Origin of the sequence: Nostoc sp. (genome assembly GCF_036917355.1) — a bacterium.
In the GTDB taxonomy this organism is placed as follows: Bacteria; Cyanobacteriota; Cyanobacteriia; order Cyanobacteriales; family Nostocaceae; genus Nostoc.
This window is the reverse complement of sequence record NZ_JBALDP010000022.1, coordinates 56,680-77,882: the sequence shown is the minus strand read 5'-3', so window position 1 is coordinate 77,882 and position 21,203 is coordinate 56,680. Positions and strand designations below refer to the sequence as shown.

At 39.6% G+C, this 21,203-nt stretch carries 19 protein-coding genes; 9 read left to right on the top strand and 10 right to left on the bottom strand.

Features of this window, described 5'->3' with window-relative positions; genetic code table 11:
- Positions 1 to 28: 28 nt before the first annotated feature.
- A complete protein-coding gene (locus tag V7K53_RS06235; protein WP_335196739.1) occupies positions 29 to 460 on the bottom strand; it encodes a hypothetical protein in 432 nt (143 codons plus the stop codon).
- A gap of 857 nt (positions 461 to 1,317) precedes the next feature.
- Between V7K53_RS06235 and V7K53_RS06230 the strand changes: the two genes are divergently transcribed.
- Both V7K53_RS06230 and V7K53_RS06225 read left to right on the top strand, forming a co-directional pair.
- A complete protein-coding gene (locus V7K53_RS06230; RefSeq protein WP_335196738.1) occupies positions 1,318 to 2,262 on the top strand; it encodes a hypothetical protein in 945 nt (314 codons plus the stop codon).
- Positions 2,263 to 2,285: 23 nt separating this feature from the next.
- Positions 2,286 to 2,639: a hypothetical protein gene (locus V7K53_RS06225; RefSeq protein WP_335196737.1), complete on the top strand. Its 354-nt coding sequence runs from the start codon at positions 2,286 to 2,288 to the stop codon at positions 2,637 to 2,639.
- Positions 2,640 to 2,728: 89 nt separating this feature from the next.
- On the opposite strand, the gene V7K53_RS06220 is transcribed toward V7K53_RS06225, so the two are convergent.
- Together V7K53_RS06220 and V7K53_RS06215 are read right to left on the bottom strand one after the other, a co-directional pair.
- Complete coding sequence (locus V7K53_RS06220; protein ID WP_335196736.1) at positions 2,729 to 6,700, bottom strand: DUF2157 domain-containing protein; 3,972 nt, start codon at positions 6,698 to 6,700, stop codon at positions 2,729 to 2,731.
- 291 nt (positions 6,701 to 6,991) lie between these two features.
- Positions 6,992 to 8,584, bottom strand: a complete 1,593-nt coding sequence (locus V7K53_RS06215) for a glycosyltransferase family 39 protein (protein WP_335196735.1) — start codon at positions 8,582 to 8,584, stop codon at positions 6,992 to 6,994.
- A 751-nt stretch (positions 8,585 to 9,335) separates the two neighbouring features.
- Here V7K53_RS06215 and V7K53_RS06210 point away from each other — a divergent pair.
- On the top strand, positions 9,336 to 10,304 hold the full coding sequence (locus tag V7K53_RS06210) for a TauD/TfdA dioxygenase family protein (RefSeq protein WP_335196734.1): 969 nt from the start codon (positions 9,336 to 9,338) through the stop codon (positions 10,302 to 10,304).
- Between the two features lie 196 nt (positions 10,305 to 10,500).
- Here the strand turns inward: V7K53_RS06210 and V7K53_RS06205 are convergent, their stop codons facing one another.
- Positions 10,501 to 10,944: a TOBE domain-containing protein gene (locus V7K53_RS06205; protein ID WP_094347650.1), complete on the bottom strand. Its 444-nt coding sequence runs from the start codon at positions 10,942 to 10,944 to the stop codon at positions 10,501 to 10,503.
- A 95-nt stretch (positions 10,945 to 11,039) separates the two neighbouring features.
- Here V7K53_RS06205 and modA point away from each other — a divergent pair, with 95 nt between their 5' ends.
- Positions 11,040 to 11,834, top strand: coding sequence for a molybdate ABC transporter substrate-binding protein (modA, locus tag V7K53_RS06200; protein ID WP_335196733.1), 795 nt, complete (start codon positions 11,040 to 11,042; stop codon positions 11,832 to 11,834).
- Between the two features lie 37 nt (positions 11,835 to 11,871).
- Here modA and V7K53_RS06195 read toward each other — a convergent pair whose 3' ends face one another.
- From V7K53_RS06195 to V7K53_RS06180, 4 genes are all read right to left on the bottom strand, one after another.
- Entirely contained in the window at positions 11,872 to 12,429 is a 558-nt protein-coding gene (locus V7K53_RS06195) for a peroxiredoxin (RefSeq protein WP_094347648.1), read from the bottom strand.
- A 57-nt stretch (positions 12,430 to 12,486) separates the two neighbouring features.
- Positions 12,487 to 12,729 (bottom strand): regulatory protein SipA, encoded by a 243-nt coding sequence (sipA, locus tag V7K53_RS06190; protein WP_292737954.1) that lies wholly within the window; start codon positions 12,727 to 12,729, stop codon positions 12,487 to 12,489.
- A 177-nt stretch (positions 12,730 to 12,906) separates the two neighbouring features.
- On the bottom strand, positions 12,907 to 13,428 hold the full coding sequence (locus tag V7K53_RS06185) for a Coq4 family protein (RefSeq protein WP_335196732.1): 522 nt from the start codon (positions 13,426 to 13,428) through the stop codon (positions 12,907 to 12,909).
- A 70-nt stretch (positions 13,429 to 13,498) separates the two neighbouring features.
- Positions 13,499 to 14,017 carry a Spy/CpxP family protein refolding chaperone gene (locus tag V7K53_RS06180; protein WP_334901080.1) on the bottom strand — a complete coding sequence of 173 codons (519 nt, stop codon included), beginning with the start codon at positions 14,015 to 14,017 and terminating at the stop codon, positions 13,499 to 13,501.
- Positions 14,018 to 14,356: 339 nt separating this feature from the next.
- On the opposite strand from V7K53_RS06180, the gene V7K53_RS06175 reads away from it, so the two are divergent.
- From V7K53_RS06175 to V7K53_RS06165, 3 genes are all read left to right on the top strand, one after another.
- Positions 14,357 to 15,622, top strand: a complete 1,266-nt coding sequence (locus V7K53_RS06175; protein WP_335196731.1) for a sensor histidine kinase — start codon at positions 14,357 to 14,359, stop codon at positions 15,620 to 15,622.
- A complete protein-coding gene (locus V7K53_RS06170) occupies positions 15,622 to 16,284 on the top strand; it encodes a response regulator transcription factor (RefSeq protein ID WP_335196730.1) in 663 nt (220 codons plus the stop codon). The genes V7K53_RS06175 and V7K53_RS06170 overlap by 1 nt, the downstream gene beginning before the upstream one ends.
- A 223-nt stretch (positions 16,285 to 16,507) precedes the next feature.
- Positions 16,508 to 17,011 (top strand): O-acetyl-ADP-ribose deacetylase, encoded by a 504-nt coding sequence (locus V7K53_RS06165; protein WP_335196729.1) that lies wholly within the window; start codon positions 16,508 to 16,510, stop codon positions 17,009 to 17,011.
- Between the two features lie 175 nt (positions 17,012 to 17,186).
- On the opposite strand, the gene V7K53_RS06160 is transcribed toward V7K53_RS06165, so the two are convergent.
- Complete coding sequence (locus V7K53_RS06160; protein WP_335196749.1) at positions 17,187 to 17,612, bottom strand: nucleoside deaminase; 426 nt, start codon at positions 17,610 to 17,612, stop codon at positions 17,187 to 17,189.
- Between the two features lie 88 nt (positions 17,613 to 17,700).
- Here V7K53_RS06160 and V7K53_RS06155 point away from each other — a divergent pair, with 88 nt between their 5' ends.
- A complete protein-coding gene (locus V7K53_RS06155; protein ID WP_335196728.1) occupies positions 17,701 to 18,492 on the top strand; it encodes an ion transporter in 792 nt (263 codons plus the stop codon).
- A 35-nt stretch (positions 18,493 to 18,527) separates the two neighbouring features.
- Positions 18,528 to 18,746, top strand: a complete 219-nt coding sequence (locus V7K53_RS06150; RefSeq protein ID WP_335196727.1) for a hypothetical protein — start codon at positions 18,528 to 18,530, stop codon at positions 18,744 to 18,746.
- Positions 18,747 to 18,801: 55 nt separating this feature from the next.
- On the opposite strand, the gene V7K53_RS06145 is transcribed toward V7K53_RS06150, so the two are convergent.
- On the bottom strand, positions 18,802 to 20,937 hold the full coding sequence (locus tag V7K53_RS06145; RefSeq protein WP_335196725.1) for a tetratricopeptide repeat protein: 2,136 nt from the start codon (positions 20,935 to 20,937) through the stop codon (positions 18,802 to 18,804).
- Between the last annotated feature and the right edge of the window lie 266 nt (positions 20,938 to 21,203).

The window sequence follows — 21,203 nt, the reverse complement described above, 5'->3', positions numbered from 1 at the left end:
TCTCTTTATCTGTTTAACCGTTTTGCCCTTAGCTGGTAGTCAAAACAACACCTTGGCGCACAGCACGCTTGCGTTGGCGTAGCCGGTCGGAGACATCGCTTTTACGAGTACCGCCAGCCATCTGATATTGATGGCTATTTTTACCAAACTTATGAGCAACACCAAGCAAAATTTTTTCAGAATAATCTGCTAAATCTTGTTCATTTTCAATAATTTGGGTTAATAAAACATCAATATTAGAGAGGGTAGTATTGTAAGCTTCCAGAGATTGACGGAGATTTTCAATTTTGTCAGTATAATCTTTAACTGTTAAACTCTCTCCTACATCTAGAGTAGGACTGATAGATTTAATACTTGCCAAGCGCATTTCAGCTTTGCTAAGAATACGTGAGTCACGTTTTGGCCTTGCCATTAATACTCCTTCACCTGAAAAGATAACGTAAACTTTTAGTAATTCCATAGTGGACAATTTTTTAAAAGGTTGTCCTGAGTAAAATTATTTATTTTTTTAAAGACTAAAATTTGAGTATTTTCAACAATTTTTATTGAGGAAGGCAGAAGGCAGTGTTTCGACTACGCTCAACAACCTTGCTCTCTCCTTTTCATAACCCAATACGCTTGGGTTAAAAAAAATTGTAGGTTGGATGAAGCAAAGCGCAACGCAACAAAGATAAACGAAGTTAAAGCAGAAGTTGCTAGCGTAAAAGCGGAAGTTCTTACAGGGAAGACGGAAGTTGCTACAGAGTGCGCAAAATACCGAAACGTCAAGGCAGAAGTTCTTACAGGCTGCGCGAAACACTGAAACGTCAAGACGGAAGTTTTTACAGGGAAGGCGGAAGTTGCTACAGAGTGCGCAAAACACTGAAATGTCAAGGCGGAAGTTCTTACAGGGAAAGCGGAAGCTGCTACAGAGTGCGCGAAACACCGAAACGTCAACCCTGGAGCAATATTTTTTGATGTATTAGGGACTTGCAACAAATAATACCAATTCAATTAATGATTGCAACACATCTTTGGGTAAAGACGCGATGAATCGCGTCTCTACAAATGGTCTATTTGTCGCATTCTTTTGTCAAATTGGTATTACGATAACAAAAATAATTTCAGCATAGGCTATAGCGATCGCTTTGTGAGTCTATCCATATCAGCAATAATAAGAATTTTTAGCAATAAATTCTTGAAAACCTAAATACTTTCCCTTGAAAGTGAGGTAAAAGAAGCCGTGAAAGCATTCTCGTGTTTGAGATTGGTTTCATGGAAGGCATCTAGTTTAGAAAAAAACCTCTAAGGCGATCGAAAAATTCCGAAATTGACTAATTGGGGAGTGGAGAAGGAAATAACAGCAATATACGTTTTATGTTGAGAAAGGAGATTACTATCAAATATAAATTTGTTATTAGAGCATCAATCATCTCTTTTCTTGGAGCTTCATTAGTTGCCTGTGGTGCTTCTTTAAGAGAATATAAAAAATTTGCCAACGCTGGACAAGAATATGCAACTGCACTAGATACTTTATTAGTTACATCAGGAAACTATGCTGTTGATGCAAGTTCGGAAAAGTTGCTTAGTAACCGCGTAGAAGATACAGTAAAAGATCGTGAAGAAATGTATATCGAAATTACTAAACAAGATAAGCAATGGCTTATGTTAATTGGACGAATGCGCCAACATACCGATCTACTCAAACGCTACTTTATTGCTTTAGAAAATCTAGCAACCTCGGATGCTCCAACACAAGCGCAAGAAGTTACTGAGGATATTTTTACTCAATTAAATAATGTCAGCGCTAATATTCAAGGTAATCCTCTTGTCTCTGACGGAACTGGCTCTGCTTTATCTGAAATTCCTAAAATTATATTGAGTAATAAAATTACAGGTGCGTTGAGAAAAGAATTAGAGCAGAGGAAAGAAACGATTTATCGAGAGCTTGCTATTCAGGAATTAGTGCTTGAACTTCTTACTACTGAACTAAAAAATGATTTAAAGAGCATTCAAACAAATCAGGAAGAGCGTTTACTCTTTAGACCTTATACGGCTGCCGATCCAATTAGCGATGCTGACGCATGGATAGAAAGACGGCGAAATATTTTGACGATGACACTTTCGATAGAAGCTTTGAATAATGCTAGTGAATCAGCCAAAGACTTCAAAGAAGCTTTTCAGTTACTTCTAGAAGATAAGTTTACTATTGCACGCGCTAATGAACTTTTATCTGAGATTAACTCCCTAGTTAATATAGCTGAAGAAATAAAAAATAACTAATAAATTAAAGGAAAATTAATTTTATGTCAGAGATAGTGTCTAATATTGATAACAATAAACAATCAGAATTTTTTAAAAAGATCAGTGGCATAGAAAATAAATTATATGAAATTGGTATTGAAAGTAAATTTACCAATCCAGAACAGAAAAAAGAATTTAAAAAGTATCGCCACAAATGGACGAGTTATGTCAACACAGTCAGGAACCAGATTGGTACCAATCTGGTCAACCAACTGGAGCAAAATGAGAAAGGTTTTGAAGATGGCATTAAAGCGATAAATCAAGAAATTCAGGAAATAAATAATACTGTAGGTTTCTTAGAAATTTTGGGTCGGACGATTGATATTATTGATAATATTGTTCGTTTAGTAATTTGACAGGGCATGAAGTTTTCGCTCTTGCTTAATTTTACAGGTATCTTGAATTTAGGCGATCGCCTGTCTAATTAGTTTAATCCTTCGCTTACCTATTCCCATGATTGAAATTCATCAATGGCGCTACGAATTAAGGAAGTTATTTGAGCGCGACGGGTTTCAAAATTAGCGGCGATGTAAATTAGTAAGATGCCAACTAGCAAGCCAACAACCCATTTTAAAAATGAGTACTGCAAGCTGAAAATTACTGATTGATAGATTGTAGTAATTAAAAAAGTGGCTGTACCAATGTAGAGAAAAGCCCGCACTCGCAAAGCTAATCCGGCAAAAATGGCGATGAGGCTGAAAATCCCCGGTATCCAAGCTTTATCTTGATGAAATAAAATTGCCCATCCACAAATTAAACCACTACCTAGCACTCTCAGAAAATGACGAGATATTTTGTACTCTGGTAACTTCAGTTGGGTATCCACTTGAGCAATATAAAGCAGTGATAACCCAATTGGTGTTACATACCACAAAGTATCAGTCAAGCGTAAGGAATCAAACCAACGGTAAAGTGCCCAATCAATCAACGCCACACTAATATAGGTGAAACGGATGTTTTCACCTATTTTTGCTAAAAAGATGTAAAATCCAGCTGCGAGTACTAAGGTAATGGGGTAAGTTTGCAGTCTGGTTTCCCATAAAATTATCAGTGGTGTGATGTATGCAGCTTGTTGCCAAGGTCTTTTAGACCAACCCCAATTTTCCCAAGGTAGAATGTACAAAAAGTAGGCTACCACACAAGCGATCGCACCATTCCAAGGAACTAATGGCCCTGCCCAAAATCGCCCTACTGCTGTCTCCCGCCAATAAATTCTCATGCCGGCTACCTCTAATAAGCCAAGGTAAACCCACATCTCGGCGATTGTAATTCCTGCAAAGATGCTGGGGGAGGTGCGCGAATTTCGTCCCTGAAAGATGGCATAGCGAATCAAAAATACTCCCGTTCCCAATCCCACCAAACGGTTAACTGCAATGGGAAGAGGAATAGCAGCCATTAATAAACAGCTACTCCAAACCCAGTGAATATGAGCAATCCTTTTCAATTCTTGGGGAGTTAGGTGTAAGTAGCTGACAAGCCAAGGCGACAGAATGCGGTAAGCATACATGATACTCGCGCCAAGGGCAGACATGGCAATTAATCCATCACCTAATGCTCCTCCTGAAGCTTGTGACATTTGATAGAACAATAGTTCATAAGCAGAAATTGATACGCCAATAATTCCTAAATACAGCAAGGGTTTGAAGCTCTCGTGCCGTCGCCCCACGCCAATAATAATTAAAGCTACACCCAAGGAATATAAACCTGTCGACTCGGTGAAGGTATTCAAACGCAGCAATACACTAAATGCACCATAAATTAATGGCAAAATGTGCAGACTGCTAGGCAACCTTTCTAATTGATGTCGTCGCCGCCACCACTCGCCGACAAGTTGAGTAATTAAACCCAAGGCGATGTTTGCAATTGCAATTCTCACAATTGAGCGTTCCCCTAACCCTAGCACCTGAGCAATTAACAATTCTAAACACCAACCAATACTATAAAATGCCCAATTTGTCGGTTCTCGCCAACTGCGATAAACAATGGCTGCCAAGGTAATTACAGTGGCAATTAAGAACAAAAATCCTGAAGTCGTAAACCCTTGGTAAATCAGCACTGAGTGCAGCGTCAAACTTAATAATTCAACACTACACAAAGCGATCGCCCATTTATCGCTAGCGGCTGCATAGATAACTCCTAATTCGTTATCGCGTTGGCTGAAAACAGTGGTCACTGAGCGGCGCCGAAGTGTCCGCGCTAACCATAGACTTAGAGTTGCGATCGCTCCTACAACAAACCAACCTGCTGCCGCTAGGCGAGGCAAACCAGGCACACCTGTCCACAGCAGCGCCCCAATGAAACTTAAAACAAATCCTTCTGTGATTACCGCAGATACTTGGTTGCGCAAATAGCGCGTATTTGCAAACATCAATCCAGCACCTACAGCCAAACCGATTAATCTGATTCCTGGTAGTTGTAAAGTTAGTAGCTGGGCAATTATTACAGCCAAAACACTCAAGTAACGGCTAGTAATCCGCCGCTCTATAATTGCGGCATTGGCAACACCTGTGAGAGCTAAAGGCGTAACTAGCCATAAAACTCCCCAATCAGATCGGTTATCAGTGATGCCATACCAAGATGATTCTGCATTCATCCACAAGAGGAAAAAACTCACTGCGGCTAATCCTAAACCGATATCCCATGCGCTACGTTGCCATAGTCCTTCCTGCAAGCTGAATCGCCATTCTGCAACCATGAGAGCCAATAAAATACTTGCCCAGCATTGTTGAGTCAGGCTGGGGAATAACCAATTAATGGTAAAGCAAAATGTCAGCACTCCCATGATATGAGTTAGGTATACCAGAGGAAGGGATGAGGGGGAGCGGCGTTGAGTAACAAATGCCAGAGTGGCGGTAGAAAATAGCAGATTTAGCGATCGCAATGTGGGATTTACTAGAGCGATCGTTGTTAAAAGAGTTCCAAATAACAGAGCGAGCAGTTCGCCAAATTTAGCTAATTCTCGCTTTTGGCTGCGATACAAACTATCTGTAAGCGCCACCATCAAAATTACGTAGGGAAATAAAGCTATACCCAGTAGCGCCCAAGGTTCATTTTGAGAATTGGTGAGTTGGGTACTAGTTGCGATCGCTAATTTTTGTAAGCGATCGGGTACTAATCGCCAACCTAGCAAAATCGTCTCTAAGCCGATGACGAAAACCCCTGCAAAGTCTCGCTTTAAACTGTACTGCCACAAGCGACTCCCCACAAACCACAAACCCAAACTACTGATAGCTATTGCTTGCCAAGGATAATTTACTACCGATACCACCCAACCCAAAAAGAGTAAAACGCCCCCAAGTCTTTCCCAGAGTAAGAGCGATGAGGGAGACAAGGGAGACGAGGGGAATATTAATGTTACTTCCTCTGCCCCCCTGCTCCCCTGCCCCTCTGCCTCCCTGCTCCCCTGCTCCTCTGCCCTCCTTTGCTGTACTAACCAAGTCATCAACCAGCCGCAAATGCCAATAGCTAACCCCAACAGTGCAACATCTAACTTGGTAACAAAAATCGCCCGCACCAACAAGATTATTAAAGAATAAATAATTACAGCAGCAGGTAAACTAATACTTAGCCTACCGCGATCGCCGCTGCCAGCATGAGGCTGTTGGAAAAGATTGTGATAAACAGTAATGATAGTTGTGGCGATCGTTGCTAGATAAACAGCAATTAAAGGAAATCCTCTTAACTGCCAACCCCAATGCAGATAACTCAGCCCCAGAATATTTACCAGAGGTAATTTGCCAGTATGTAAATTGGTAAAAATAGTCCGATTTTTGGAGAGTAAAACAGTTATAGCAGTGAGGGTAGGACAGGCGATCGCAACTACAATCCAATCCACAGGATTTTGCCACAACCGAAAGCTATCCATTGCCCAAAAATTCACTGGCACTAACAAAAGAGTGGCAATCAGCAATGTCTGAGCCGTCAATCTGAGGTTATTTTGCCTAGTTGCCCAAAAGCTTAATCCCCAAAAACTCAAAGTATAAGCAAATAAAACCCCGTACTGTCCAGAAGCAGGAAACCTCGCCCATTGACTAGCAGCCAGTACCCCAGAGGATACGACTACCAGAAAAACCCCTAGAAAAAGTAGCCAACGCACACTCAGTTCTGCTCCCAAGGACTGCAACATTGTGCCGATGAAGTTGGGTTTAGCTGATGGTTGTTTACCGCTACTAGATTGTAAAGCTACTACGGGCAACTGCTGCACCGGGTCGGAAGTTGCAAATACTACCTTTGCTTGAGCTTCAGCTTGGGGTTGCAACACCACCGCACACACCAGAAACTCTCGGCATAACTGCCTGACTTGGGCATCAGATATCAAACCTAAACGCAACCATATATCCAGTCCTTCTAATAACTGAGGATGGGAAGATGGTAGTCTGATTTCAATTTTTAGCGGGCGCTCAAGGGGCGATGACATAAGCGGCAGCAGTACCAGTATATACTTAAATTATTTGTTTAATTAAAGTATATTTTTGCTCTAACTGTGTCACTTATCAGGCTAATTGATATTAATTTTTAATCCAATACAGTTCAGATAAGTCCCAAACCCCGATCTAGAGACGCGATTTATCGCGTCTTGAAAGACCAATTATCTACACCAATAACCCTTATTGATTTTTAACCTACAAGCGATATTCAAATGCCATCTGCCTGCTTTTAGTTTCCACATTGCACTCTCCCAACCCCTAGATATGCCCATGTACTTCGGTTAATTAGATTTTGTTATTTTCCAGAGAAAGTCGTCTACCTGCTGTAACTTTGAGTTATAAACTTTTTCAACTCCAGCTTTTAAGAAATCAGACGGCTCGAACAAGAACAAAAATATATCGCTAAAGCCATTAGTAATCTCTGGTAACTGATTTTTTCCTACAATTTGAAATTTAACTTTTGGAGCGATTAAGTTACTAAGTACTTGTAGCGGTGGAATAATATTATCCTCGTCACTAATTAAAAGTGGTTTCTTTGCTTGATTAATAATATTAGCAATTTTCGGATATTCTTGATATTTTTCAGGGAATTGGTTCCACCAAATCTGCGTTTGAGAGTGAACCATACAAGATAAAACTTCGCTCATAATCACCATAAACGCTACAAGCGACCAAAACTTTTTTTGCCAAGTTTTAGTAGAAATAGACGCAATCTTAGTTGTAAATAGGTAAGCCACAGCTAACTGTATACCTAAAACTGAAGGAAGTGTATATCGACTAGTCGCGAATCGCTTTTGAAATACGAAATCTGTTATCAGTAAAGGAAGCCCTAAAGCTCCAATCAAGGTTAAGATAAATAACCAAACTTTTTTAGAAGTTTTTCGACACACAAAATAAATTGAGTAGCTGATTAAAGCTAAAATAATTAAAATAAAAGGAATTAAGACAAACTTCAGTTTTCCCGGTTCATTAGGACTAATACCTAAATCAAGAAACGCACGACTAAAAATACCAGCCCACCTTGAAACTGACATAAATAATGTTTGTTTAGTATTCGCCCAAGTGACAGCTTCTGGCTGAGGATTGGTAATAATAATCCAAATCCAAGGTACAAAAGTTAGAAACCCTGCAAGCAATGATAGCACGTAGTAAATCAATGTTTTACTCAATCGGAAGCGTTCGATTGCAACTACATAAATTCCCTGTGCAAAAGCAACCAAGGTAAAAAATAGATGAGTATAAAACCCTATTGATAATGTTGCTACATAAATGCACCAACTAACTTTTGTTTGAAGTCGCATGGCTCGCAGCAGTGCTACGCTCGATATTAAAATGGCTACTATTGCTAAACTATACGATCGCGCTTCTTGTGCATACACGATATGAATTGGTGAAATGGCTACTAAAGCGATGGCTACCCACCCGACTAGTGAAGACTCAAATAATTCTTGACATAGCCAATAAAGACAAGGAAAGGTAAGCAGACTAATAAATGCCGAAAAACTTCTGATCGCTGCTATAGAATTGCCAAAGCACTCTACCCAAAACCGGGTCATCAAGATATATAGTGGCAAAATCTGCGAGTCTTCTAAAATAATCCCTTTAATTGTATCAATTGCATTTTTATCAGGATTAGGATACTGGTATTTATGTAAATCTTCTATGCCAATCAAACGACCATCACTTAATTGCATTTTCATTTCTGACTGCGTATAGCCAGATATGCGTAATGATGACAAAACTTCATCACCCCAATAAATTTTTTTGTCAATATTGACGAAACGAAAAAATACACCTATTCCTAATAGGATAATAATTAAAAAACGTAACCAAGATTTAGAAATAGTCCATTTCTGTGATAATCGCTTTTTCATGTAGTTTTCAATTTCCTCAAAGCCTTAATTAACCTTGGTAAAAAGGCAAATCACAATTTATTATTAACAACAGGCTAATAACATAATCAAATTAGTATTTTGGAATAGGAGAGTGGACTAAAATTAGGATTGATTTATATATTTTAAAAATTGAAAAATAAATACAAGGTATTCTTTTATTTATAACAAGTATTAATTGATTTTGCAGCTTTGGATAAAATCATACTTATAGTAAATATAATTGTTTCTTTGTCATCCTACAGTATAAATTAATCAATTAATAAAATACTGGAGTTACAAATAAAAAGATTTTATAAAGTTTAGATGAAAATATTATAAATACGTCTGTGAGTAGCAAAGAATACAGAGACGCTATTGTGGAATCGTTGTAAGTTCCAAAAAGACCCATTTTTGACAAAAGCGTAAGAGTTGTACCACTTACTCTCACCTACCAATATGGTTGCCCGACAGTATCTGGTATCCGTAGCTTGCTTGTTACCTCCGTTAAGAAGCTTTTTAATCTGTGTTGCGAATTTTAACTTGCTCTTGCCTGGACTAAATCGACCGTTGTTCCAGCAGTCTAAAATACGGTTAGTAAATACTACGGTAAATCTGTCGAGTTATAGTATGATATGTTAAATTGCGATCGCTTCCTTTGGTATGTAGCCATTAAGCGCAAGCAACATATCTCAAATAAACGGACGAGTACGAACACCGTACCGCCCTATCGATCAAACTATGGAGAATTAACATGAGCAATAAACACATTGAGGTCAAACAAGTAGCAGGTTTCATCGGTGCCGAAATTAGCGGCGTAGATTTGTCGCGTCCTTTGCACGATGATGCGGTCAAAGAAATTCGTCAAGCACTATTGAAGTGGAAAGTCGTGTTCTTTCGCGGTCAAAACATCGATCATGCGGCACAGATTGCATTCACGGCTCGTTTCGGCGAAGTGACCTACGCACATCCCCACGAAGATGAGCCGATTGAAGGCTTCTCAGAAATCCTGCCCATTGACCGCAGCCGATACGAGCGGCGCAATGGTCTGCGCCGTTCCAGCTACGAGAGCCGTTGGCACACCGATGTAACAGCAGTTGTCAACCCACCTGCGGCTTCAATTTTGCGTGCGGTTAATGTCCCTAGCTTCGGTGGTGACACACAATGGACAAATTTAGTTGCAGCCTATGAAGGTCTATCAGCACCCCTACGGGCGTTGGCAGACACATTAAAAGCCGAACATCGTTTCAATGCGCGTTTGAATTTCCCCAGCAACAGCAAGATTGCCCAGCGCATCGCAGCCAATCCCCTGGTTTCAATCCACCCAGTAGTAAGGGTTCATCCTGAGACTGGTGAACGCGCATTGTACGTCAACCCTGGCTTCACCTCGCACATTCTTGACGTATCACGACAAGAGAGCGATCTGCTGCTTGAGTTATTCTTCAACCAGATCGCCAAGCCCGCCTACACCACCCGCTTCCGCTGGAATAACGGTGATATTGCGTTCTGGGACAACCGCGCCACCTCCCATTTGGCCCCTCAAGACTTGGATCATCTGGAAGTCGAGCGCGTCCTTTATCGCACCACCATCACGGGCGATGTTCCAGTTGGGCCTGATGGTTTCCGATCGCAAGTGGTTGAAGGTGAGGCGTTCAACAGCGAACTACCAACCGTATTGAAGAACAAAGCTGAGAAGCAAGAAGCAGTAGCGGCGCTTTCATAAGCTACAGAGTGGTAAACAAGGGCTGCGCTGTTCGTAGCCCAGTTTACCTACTGAAGTATTTAGCGAAATATAAATTTATTTGTGTAGCATTAATTAATTTTTACAGCAACTCCGAATGATTCATGAGAACATTTCAGATCCTTTCTTTTGAGTGAATAGTGAACCCCAAGCAATGGTTCAGAGACATCATCACAGCCTATTCTCTGGCAATAACTATATCGTTGGACTTAATAACAGCATAAGCTTCTTTCCCCTCAGATAAATCCAACTCTTCTACCGATACTCTGGTGATAATTGAAGTTAACTCAACTTTGTGAACAATCTCCAGCGTTACTTCACTATTAACGGCTCCAGTAACAACTCGCTTAACAACACCCTTGAGAATATTGCGAGAGCTAACTTTGAGTGGTTTCTTTTGAAGACTAATTTCTATCTCAGGCATTTGAGTGTAGATATCTTCCTCTTCTGTGTTTATGGATGGTAGCAAGTTTGATGGTGAAGAGTGTTGATTAAGACCACGTACCAGTTCCCGGAGAATCTCGGTCTTAGTTCGCTGAGACTGGCCACAAAACTCTTCCAAAATCTTTCGCTCCTCTTCTGAGGTTTGGAATGTGACCCACCCTTGTTCTTTTCTAGGCATATTTTTTACCGCTTTAGTTGGTTAAATGTTGGTATTTTTGGTACTATTTTACCTAGCATCAATTTTATGGAAGAAACCTTTCAAACGCCTTTTATATGAAAAGAAGACAAATTTTTGGCTTCCTGGGTATAGCGATCGCTGGCTTGCTGCTAGCAATTGGTTTACCGTTGCTTCCTCCTTCTCCTGTAATAGCACAGTCGAACACCAGCATACTTGTATCCGCAGCCGCCAGCTTAAAAGAGGCACTGGAAGAAATTAAGCCTTTGTACCAACAAAGTAAATCAAATATCAATATTAGTTATAACTTTGGGGCCTCTGGTGCCTTGCAGCAACAGATTGAGCAAGGTGCGCCAGCGGATATCTTTATTTCTGCTGGCAAAAAGCAAGTGGATGCCTTGGAACAAAAAGGACTATTGCTACCGGGTAGCCGTACTAACCTGGCAAATAACCGTCTAGTCTTGATTGTGGCTCAGGATGTTGTTGGCATCAATAGCTTCTACAATTTAACAGATAGTAAGATTAAAAAAATTGCGATCGGTGAACCAAGAAGCGTACCCGCCGGTCAATATGGCGAGCAAGTCTTGAAGAAATTGAAACTTTACGATCGCCTCAAGTCGAAATTTGTCTTTGCTAACAATGTGCGTCAAGTTTTAGCAGCAGTAGAAAGTGGTAACGCCGAAGCGGGTTTAGTTTATGCCACTGATGCCAAAATTTCCAACAAGGTAAAAGTCGTAGTTGCTGCTGATGATAAATTTCACTCACCGATTGTCTATCCGGTAGCAATAATTAAAAGCAGTAAAAATACTTCTGCTGCCAAAGAATTTGTCCAGTTTCTATCTGGCAGTGAAGTCAAAACTGTACTCAAAAAATATGGGTTTATTGTGAGTTAAAAAAAGGGGCTTAAGCCCCTTTTTGATATATGGAAGTTTAAGAAGCTGTGGACTGTAATTTTTCTAGTCGTGCCAGCACTTCTGAACTGTGAATAGTTGGGTTGACTTTGACAAAAGTCTCGCGCAAGACGCCTTGAGGATCGATGATAAAACTGTGGCGCATAGATAAAAAGCCGAGCCACGAACCGTAAGCTTTACTCACTGAACCATCAGTGTCAGCCAACAGCGGGAATTTTAGTCCCTCTGAATCACAAAATTTGGCGTGGGAATCAATGTCATCGGCACTAACACCAATAATTTGGGTATTTTTTTCAAGGTATTGGGGTAAGTCTTGCTGAAAACGACGAGCCTCTATAGTACAACCAGACGTGAAGTCTTTAGGATAAAAGTACAAGACTAGCCATTTACCGCGCAAGTCAGAGAGGGAAATTTTGCCATCACCTGTGTTGGTTGGCAAAGTAAACTCTGGTGCGGGTTGATTAATTGCCGGAAGTTTACCACCCATAGCATCAGCAGCAGGGGTAAAATTCAGCCAGCTGATGACAGAAATACAGCTGGCAAATAATATGCTTAAAAAAGTGCGGCGAGAAATCATGGTGTAAAGCAGAATCACAACTTTACACAAGTTTACAATTCTTGGTTGCGAGAAATCTTATTCTAAGTGAGATTCGGCAGGGGTATCTGTGCTTTCGATATATTGACTATCTAAGAGAAAAGCCCCCCTAGCAAAGCGAATACCCCAATATCCACCGGGTCTGCGGTCAATGACTATACCTTCTTCACCAATGTGAATGACATTGGGAGGGCGCAACATGGGCATAGGTTCAGCAGTTTTGACGTAGGCTGGTAGCGCCACAACACGGACTTTACTACCAATTGCGAATTCTTTGGACATCTTAATTAAGCTAGGAGTTTTGATTAACTCATAACTCAAAACGATCTTGAAAGTCTACTAAATTGAACTCAGAACTCAGCACGGGCTAAACCCTAGCTATCCGCTAACAACACTCAAAATAGGGAAAGGGAAAGGGGATGAAGTTTTCCCCTTTCCGCATCTTCTGCAAGAAGTCTGTTAATTTTTAACTATGGAAAACAATACCTGGACATCAGTCAAGGGTAAGTGCCAAAGTAATTCTGGTTGCCAAGTATCTGGGTCAAAGTGAGAGTGACAACCGCGTTGGTATGCTTGCCAAAGTCTGTGCCAGGTGAATTGTCGTCGAGAATTTAAGTTTTTATGGATGACTCGCAACAGTCCTAGTCCCAACATCAAGTTAGTTATGCTAAATTTTGTTCCTAATAAAAATGCCTGTACTTCTGCTTCACCAATGAGGTCTGTGCCATAGCCTGTGAGAACGTGAACCCCGTCATGGAGTTGTTTACGGCGGCTACCTGTAGTAAAGGGTTTTAAATTGTGTTCATTGAGGAAGTCTGCCCAAGTTCTGCCAAAAGTGCCAGTAGGGAGGAAACGCAATTTCTCTATTTCCAGAATTTGGGGAACATCTCGCCCCTGCGCTTGTGCGATGCGATCGAGTACATCTAAAACGTGTTGCAGACGAGGAGCGGGATTTGGTGAAGCCGCAAAGGGTTGCATCATAATCTATCTATTTTGGGATTGAGATGGGCGAGTACTGCCCACCCCAGAATTATTATTTTTTGAAAGATGATTATTGAGGATTGCCTTGTTGACGGCGTGAAGGAGCATTTTGACGGAATTGCTCTAATTTTTGACGCTGTTCCGGGGTTAAGACTGCTTGAATCTGTTGTTTTTCAGACTCACGGATTTGTCGCATTTGGGTTTTTTGTGCTTCAGTCAGATTTAAGTCACCAAAACCACCTTTTCCTCGACGTTGGCCGGGTTGCCGTTGACCTTGACCTGTTTGCCCCTGAGCCTTACGCGCTTGCCACTCAGCCCGACGTGCTTGTTTTGCTGCCTCTAATTTTGCTTTTTGTTCTGGGGTCAAAACTGCTTCAAATTTAGCGCGGCTATCGCGGCGAATCGTCTGAATTTGGGCTTTTTGGGCATCTGTTAGACCCAACTCTTTCCAAGGGCCTCTTTCTTTTTGTGGAGTTTGTGCGAGTAACAGGGGTGAAGGAGAGGCTGTTTGAGCGTGAACAGCAAAGGAGGTTGCAGTTAAAGTGAGAGCGATCGCGGAAGCAACTAGCGATAATGCTTTGAGTTTCATTACTTGTTTGGTGGGTTTTTCCTGGTTGGATGCCACCATCATAAGAACTTATCTTTAGCAGTTACATGAGGAGAAAGTCATGGTTATAACCATGACTTTAGTCATGATTGACAATAGATAGTTAAGAGTTAGAAGTTAGGAGTTAGGAGTTATAAATTATGAAAATTTTGATTATGATGATTTCATAAGTCATTATCTAGCTGATTAACTAACTGTTCTGTTCTTTGAATTTACTTTTGATTTTTTAGTCAGCGAAAAACTTAAGCGGTGAAATATCTGCTCGATTTTTCGGAATTATTAACTTCTAATTCATAACTTATAACTGGAGCAATGCGACTAATGAGTCGTCCAATTGAAATTAAGAAACATCCTTTTCCGTCTCTGCTTTATTTGGAGTGGACATTACTGGCGATCACCGCATTGACAGCTGTTATACCACCTCCGTTACGGCGTTTTCGTCCCAAGCTTCCAGAACTATCAATTTGTGGTGCATTTCCAGACTTGTCAGTTTGTAGTATATTGCCAGAGCTATCAATTTATAGTCTGATTATTTTTGCGTTAATGGGCTTAAGATTACCCAGAAATAACCAGACAACTAAGATAATATATACAGCTATTGAAATTTTATTAATTTTAATAGTTGGACTTTTTGGGGAAAGATTTGCTCGGCTTTTTCCTTTTCTCTATATAATTTTAGTGACTCGTAGTTGTCTAATTTTTCAGTTAAATGGGCGCTTATTCGTTACAGCTTTGTCATTTGCCTTATTTTTAGTTACTACACAACTAAAATATCAGTTATTCAATTTTCAAGCATCGCCGCAGGCACAAGAGCGATATCGATTTTTGATTTTGAATTCGTCGCTAGTATTTGGCTTAAGTTTAGTTTTTGTGTTGTTGATGATGAATGCAGTTTTGTCTGAACGCCAAAGTCGAGAAAAGCTAGCTCTTGCTAACGACAAACTCCGTCAATATGCCATGCAAATTGAAAATCAAGCTACCTTAGAAGAACGTAACCGCATTGCTCGTGAAATTCATGATTCATTAGGACACTCTCTGACTGCTTTAAATCTGCAATTAGAAACTGCTTTAAAACTATGGCAATCTAACCCAGGTAAGGCTGAAACATTCCTCGCAACTGCAAAGGAATTGGGTTCAAAGGCGCTAAAAGATGTTCGTCAATCTGTTTCTACTATGCGTTATAATCCCTTACAAGAACAATCTTTAGAAGATGCGATCGCTAGTCTCTCAGAAAATTTTCATCGCTTTAATGGGATATTACCAATTTATCAAATCAATCTAGAATATTCTCTGCCCCCTGAAATAAATACTGCTATTTACCGGATTACTCAAGAATCTTTAACTAATATATCTAAATATGCCTATGCCACAGAGGTAAAATTGGAACTTACTACGACTAAAGGCAATTTACGATTGATAATTCAGGATAATGGTAAAGGTTTTGACGTAGGGCAAAATACTACTGGTTTTGGACTTCATAGTATGCGCGATCGCACTTTAGCACTTGGGGGTCAGTTTAATATTAATAGCGCTCTTGGCTCTGGTTGCAAAATTACAGTTAATATTCCATTAACATGGTTAACATAATGATTAAAGTATTGCTGGTAGATGACCAAAGCTTAATTCGTCAAGGATTAAGAGCATTATTGGAACTAGAACCAGATTTAGAAATAGTTGGAGAAGCCGAAAACGGCGAACAAGCGATTAATTTGGTTGCAGAATTTCAGCCAGACGTAATATTGCTAGATATCAGAATGCCGATTATGGATGGAGTTGCAGCCACAAAAGAGATTCAAAAACGTTTTGCCAAAACTAAGATTTTAGTACTAACGACTTTTGATGATGATGAATATGTGTCAGCAGCTTTAAAAAATGGGGCTATGGGTTATTTATTGAAAGATACACCATCAGAGGAATTAGCTGTTGCTATTCGTGCTGTTCATAAAGGATATACGCAACTAGGTCCAGGTATAGTTAAAAAGCTGTTGACTCAATTTTCTCCTGTTGCACCAACTCATTCACCGCCTGTACCATCTAGTTTAGCTGAACTTACTCCTAGAGAAAAAGAGGTTTTGCGGTTAATTGCTACAGGCGCTAGTAACCGAGAAATTGCTCACGGACTCTACATTTCTGAGGGAACAGTAAAAAATCATGTTACGAATATTTTAAACAGATTAAATTTGCGCGATCGCACTCAAGCTGCGATTTGGGCAAATACATATTTATCTTATTTGAATGAGCCAAGTTAAATAATTCGTAATTCTTTACCGAGCTACTTATACAAATAAAAAAATCATAACTTACGCATTAATAAAGTAGACAATAAATGATTGAATAAATCAGCAAAAAGCAGGCGATCGCTGATCGCCTTAAGCAGAGCGATCGTTAAGCTTAAAGCTAAAACTGTATGGTAGACAACTATATACTACACTTGTAGTGTATAGATTAGTCTTGATTGGGCTTAATTGTTTTATGGAAGTGATTTTGGGTGATATCACAAAGCTAGAAGTTGATGCCATCGTCAATGCTGCAAATACTAGTCTGCTTGGAGGTAGCGGCGTAGATGGAGCGATACACAAGGCATCTGGATCGGGCCTAGTAGATGAGTGTAGGTCACTTAGAGGATGTAAGATTGGTGATGCTAAACTAACCAAAGGATATCGCTTACCTGCAAGCTTCATCATTCATACCGTAGGCCCAGTATGGCGAGGAGGTAATGACGGAGAACCTGAACTTCTGGCTCAGTGTTACTATAAATGTATGCAAATTGCCGCAGATAAAGAGTTTAATAGTTTGGTATTTCCTTGCATTAGTACTGGGATTTATAAATATCCTAAAGCTTTAGCGGCTGAGGTAGCAGTGAAAGTATGCGATGAACAGCTACAAAAGAATGGTCGTCCACAAAGAATAATTTTTTGCTGCTATGACCCAGAAAACTATGAAATATATGCGAATATTTTAGGGATTACGCATTGACATAAATAAATGAATATTCCTTAGGAAATTACTTTTAAACCGCAGATGCCCAGAGAATGATACTTGCTTGGGAAAGTTTTCCGACTTGAGCAAAGTGTCTGTGGCACAAAGAGAAAGAACGAGATTTTTCGAGTTACGTTGAAAGGGATACTCGAAAAATAAGTTTTTTGATAGCTTATTTAAATAATTCTAAACATTCATTTTTTAAAACGTCTTTTGTGACTTTTATTTTCCTAAATGACTTATCGATTACCTCTTCGCAAGATATATTAATTTGTGATTGATTTACTGAAATTAAATCTTGAATTGAAGCACCATATACAATCTCTGATAAACCACTCCAAACACAAGCAGTTGCACACATCGGACAAGGTTCGCCAGTTGTATATATGCTATAACCTTCTAAAGAGGGTTTTTTCAGTTTAGCTGTTAAACTACGAATAGCATTGATTTCTGCATGGGCTGATGGATCGTTGTCTCTCCTCACAGTATTATGAGCTACGGAAACGACTTCGTTATCTTTAACAATCACTGCACCGTAGGGTGCATCGCCTTTTTTTGCTTCTGCCAATGCTAAACGCATAAAAGATTCTGGGTTCATATAAGCTGAGGTTAACATAAGGATAATGCTTAATAATATCGTATTTCTAATGTTATAACTGGGAATTAAGATGTATTAATGGTCGAATATGTTACTGAGCAGACAAGAAACAGAATTTTACTTAGAAGACTTGGAAACCCCAATAGGTAAAGCAATTAATTTAACACTTGCCTCTTTGGTGCTAATATCATCAGGAATTTTTGTGGCAGAAACATATAATATTCCTGATTATATGCGGTTTCAGTTAAATGTAGCTGATACTGCGATCGTCATCATCTTCGCTGTGGAATATTTGCTTCGCCTGTGGAGTGCGGAAAACAAAATTAAGTATATTTTTAGCTTTTATTCGATTATTGACTTAATAGCCATTCTGCCATTTTTTCTAGGCATGGTGGATATTAGCTTTATCCGCCTATTACGATGGTTTCGGATTTTACGATTAATTAGATTTATAGATAGAAAGTTTTTATTCGCTAGTATCAGCAGTGAAGATGGGATGATTTTTGCGCGAATATTATTTACATTATTTGCAATTGTTTTTATTTACTCTGGCTTAATTTATCAAGTCGAGCATCCGGTTAATCCTGAAAATTACGGTACATTTTTGGATGCATTCTACTTCTCTGTTGTCACAATGACAACTGTAGGATTTGGTGATGTTATTCCAATTTCAGAATTAGGACGCTTGCTAACAGTATTGATGATTTTTACCGGAATCGCACTGATTCCCTGGCAAGTAGGGGATTTAATTAAGCGAGTGGTGAAAACTGCTAATCAGGTAGAAATAGTTTGTTCAGGTTGTGGTTTAGCTTTCCATGATGTAAATGCTGGGTTTTGTCAGCGGTGTGGGACTAAGTTACCTAGTCGCAGGATTGATTAGACATTTGGTGAAATTAAATAGGGAGCATCTCACTTTTGCAAATATACCAGGCGATTAGAAATCGCGGCTACACAAACGTTCGCGTAGCGTCTCGTAGAAAATTCCGCCTACGCGGACTCAAAGAATTTGAAACCCACGGAGGTGGGTTTTGTTTGTATAGCCGCGAATTCCATTCACCAGGACAAGCGTGTTTTTACAAAAGTGAGATTCTCCTAATTAAATATGCGTTATCCACAATCTTTGGAGAGATGTAGCACTGGTAATTCAACAGACACGATCCAATCCTAACCCGTCAATTTGATAGGTTGCTTAGGGTGTCGTCTGCGGTGGATTGGTGGAATTAGGAAATGGAAGAGTTGGTACAATTACAGGTACAGGTTTTGCTTTTTCGCCTTGCAGTTGAATTTGGGCTTGATTGCGGCCGTCTATTGCTTGTTGGTAATTAGGTTTGTATTTTATTGCTCGATCGTAAGAAGCGATCGCATCCTGATACCGTTTCAAATTTAATAGAGCATTGCCTTTACTAAACCAGCTTTCGGAATGGTCTACTTTATAACGAACTGCCTTACTATAAGACGCGATCGCATCTTCGTATTTCTGCAATATGTATTGTGAATTCCCTAAATTATACCAGAGTTGATAGTCATTTTGCTTAAGTGTTGCCGCTTTATTATAAGCTTTTATTGCTTCTTCATAGCGTCGGTTTTGATGCAGCGACCAACCCAAATTATACCAGGCTTGATAGCTTCTCGGACTGTATTTAATTACTTGATTAAAAGATTCAATCGCTTCTGGATAACGTTGTAAATTCAGCAGTATATTACCTCTAGACATCCAAGCTTGGTAATAATCTGGCTGATATTGCACCGATTTATCATAAGCTGCAAATGCATCTTGATAGCGTTTTAAATTGACTAGTGCATTCCCCAAATTATACCAGGCTTGCTCGTAGTCTGGTTTTAAGTCAACGACTTTTTGATAAGCTGCGATCGCTTCTTCATATTGCCTAGAATTCTGCAAAGCTAATCCTTTTTTATACCAAGCTTCATAATTATCTGGTTTGAGTTCAATTGCCTTTTCATAAGACTTAATTGCTTGGTCATATTGGTTTAAATTACTGAAAGCTTCACCTTTAGCATTCCAGACTTCTGAGTTGTCATTCTTTAATTCTAAAGCTTTATCAAAAGAGGCGATCGCTTCTTGATATCGCTGTAAATTTCCCAATACAGTACCACGTCCAATCCAAGCATCTAAATAATCTGGCTGAATTTGAATTGCTTTGTCATACGCCACTAATGCGTCTTTGTATTTTCGTAATTTATTTAGTGTTTTACCTTGACCATTCCAGCCTTGAGCATAATCTGGCCTAAGATTAACGGCTTTTTCATATACTTCTAGTGCGTCTTGATAGCGTTGTAAATCAAAAAACGTATTTCCTTGTTTAGATAATTCTATGGCATTATTTGAATTAATGTAATTCCAAATAAATATTGATGCTACTCCGCCAAGAGCAAGAAAAAATATTGTTAGTAAAATTTTACCTAAAATACCTTTTTTTGGTTCAGGTTTGTTGATATTTTTTGGTGGAGAAGGAGGAGTTAACGCTATTGTTTGAGTGGGTGGTTGTCTTAACTCTTTCAGCGCTTGTAATGCCACCGTTGCCGAAGGATAACGTTGCCGAAAGTCGTAGCACACCATTTTATCTAAGAATTGAGCAAATTCTGGTGTTACTGTAGCTTTATCGTGCCAAATAATTTCATTAGTATCAGCATCTTTTACTATTTCCTCTGGTGATAATCCAGTAAGAGCTTGAATAGCAATTATTCCCGCAGCATAGATATCACTGCTTAATTTTGGCGTACCATGAGCTTGTTCGCCAGGAATATATCCAGGCGTACCGATAGCTACTGTTGCTAAAGTTTGACCTTGGGGAGTAATAACTTGAGTTGCAATTTGTTTAACTGCACCAAAATCAATTAAAATTAGTTTGCCATCTGGTTGGCGTCTGAGGATATTGTGGGGATTGACATCACGATGAATTACATTCTGTTGATGGACAAATTCTAAGATTGCCAAAAGTTCTTGTAAAAGTGAAATTACTTCCTCTTGACTGAGGATTTTACCTGATGTTAATTCTTGACTCAGGTTATGACCTTCGATCAATTCCTGTACAAGATAGAATTCGGCATTTTCCTCAAAGTAAGCTAAAAGTTGAGGAATGCGATCGTGAGTTCCTAATTTATACAGAACTTGTGCTTCCGTATCAAATAAACGCCTGGCTGTTTCCAAAGTTACCGGATCGCTTGCCTGGGGTTTGAGTTTCTTAACAACACATAGAGGTGAACCAGGTAATTGGGTATCACAAGCCACAAAAGTTTCACCAAAACCCCCACCTCCCAAGTTACTAATAATTTGGTATCTTCCTACAAGTGTGTTTCCTAGCATCTTGTTTGCCTAGTTAAGTGCGATGCGATCTGATTTCAATCTTGCCACAGGTTAAGAAGGAGTGATGGAGTGAGGGAGTGAGGGAGTGGGGAGCAGAGGAGCAGAGGGGCAGAGGGGCAGAGGAGCAGAAATAGAAAACTAATGACAAATGACAAATGACAAATGACAAATGACAAATGACAAATGACCAATGACTAATGACTAATGACTAATGACTAATGACTAATGACTAATGACCAATGACTAATGACTAATGACAAATCTAT

Coding starts and splice junctions, on each gene's coding strand:
- V7K53_RS06225 (WP_335196737.1), top strand. CDS start 2,286: ATGTCAGAGATAGTGTCTAATATTGATAACAATAAACAATCAGAATTT.
- V7K53_RS06195 (WP_094347648.1), bottom strand. CDS start 12,429: ATGATTTCTCGCCGCACTTTTTTAAGCATATTATTTGCCAGCTGTATT.
- V7K53_RS06210 (WP_335196734.1), top strand. CDS start 9,336: ATGAGCAATAAACACATTGAGGTCAAACAAGTAGCAGGTTTCATCGGT.
- sipA (WP_292737954.1), bottom strand. CDS start 12,729: ATGTCCAAAGAATTCGCAATTGGTAGTAAAGTCCGTGTTGTGGCGCTA.
- V7K53_RS06160 (WP_335196749.1), bottom strand. CDS start 17,612: ATGAACCCAGAATCTTTTATGCGTTTAGCATTGGCAGAAGCAAAAAAA.
- V7K53_RS06180 (WP_334901080.1), bottom strand. CDS start 14,017: ATGAAACTCAAAGCATTATCGCTAGTTGCTTCCGCGATCGCTCTCACT.
- V7K53_RS06165 (WP_335196729.1), top strand. CDS start 16,508: ATGGAAGTGATTTTGGGTGATATCACAAAGCTAGAAGTTGATGCCATC.
- V7K53_RS06215 (WP_335196735.1), bottom strand. CDS start 8,584: ATGAAAAAGCGATTATCACAGAAATGGACTATTTCTAAATCTTGGTTA.
- V7K53_RS06185 (WP_335196732.1), bottom strand. CDS start 13,428: ATGATGCAACCCTTTGCGGCTTCACCAAATCCCGCTCCTCGTCTGCAA.
- V7K53_RS06220 (WP_335196736.1), bottom strand. CDS start 6,700: ATGTCATCGCCCCTTGAGCGCCCGCTAAAAATTGAAATCAGACTACCA.
- V7K53_RS06155 (WP_335196728.1), top strand. CDS start 17,701: ATGTTACTGAGCAGACAAGAAACAGAATTTTACTTAGAAGACTTGGAA.
- V7K53_RS06145 (WP_335196725.1), bottom strand. CDS start 20,937: ATGCTAGGAAACACACTTGTAGGAAGATACCAAATTATTAGTAACTTG.
- V7K53_RS06205 (WP_094347650.1), bottom strand. CDS start 10,944: ATGCCTAGAAAAGAACAAGGGTGGGTCACATTCCAAACCTCAGAAGAG.
- V7K53_RS06170 (WP_335196730.1), top strand. CDS start 15,622: ATGATTAAAGTATTGCTGGTAGATGACCAAAGCTTAATTCGTCAAGGA.
- modA (WP_335196733.1), top strand. CDS start 11,040: ATGAAAAGAAGACAAATTTTTGGCTTCCTGGGTATAGCGATCGCTGGC.
- V7K53_RS06175 (WP_335196731.1), top strand. CDS start 14,357: ATGAGTCGTCCAATTGAAATTAAGAAACATCCTTTTCCGTCTCTGCTT.
- V7K53_RS06235 (WP_335196739.1), bottom strand. CDS start 460: ATGGAATTACTAAAAGTTTACGTTATCTTTTCAGGTGAAGGAGTATTA.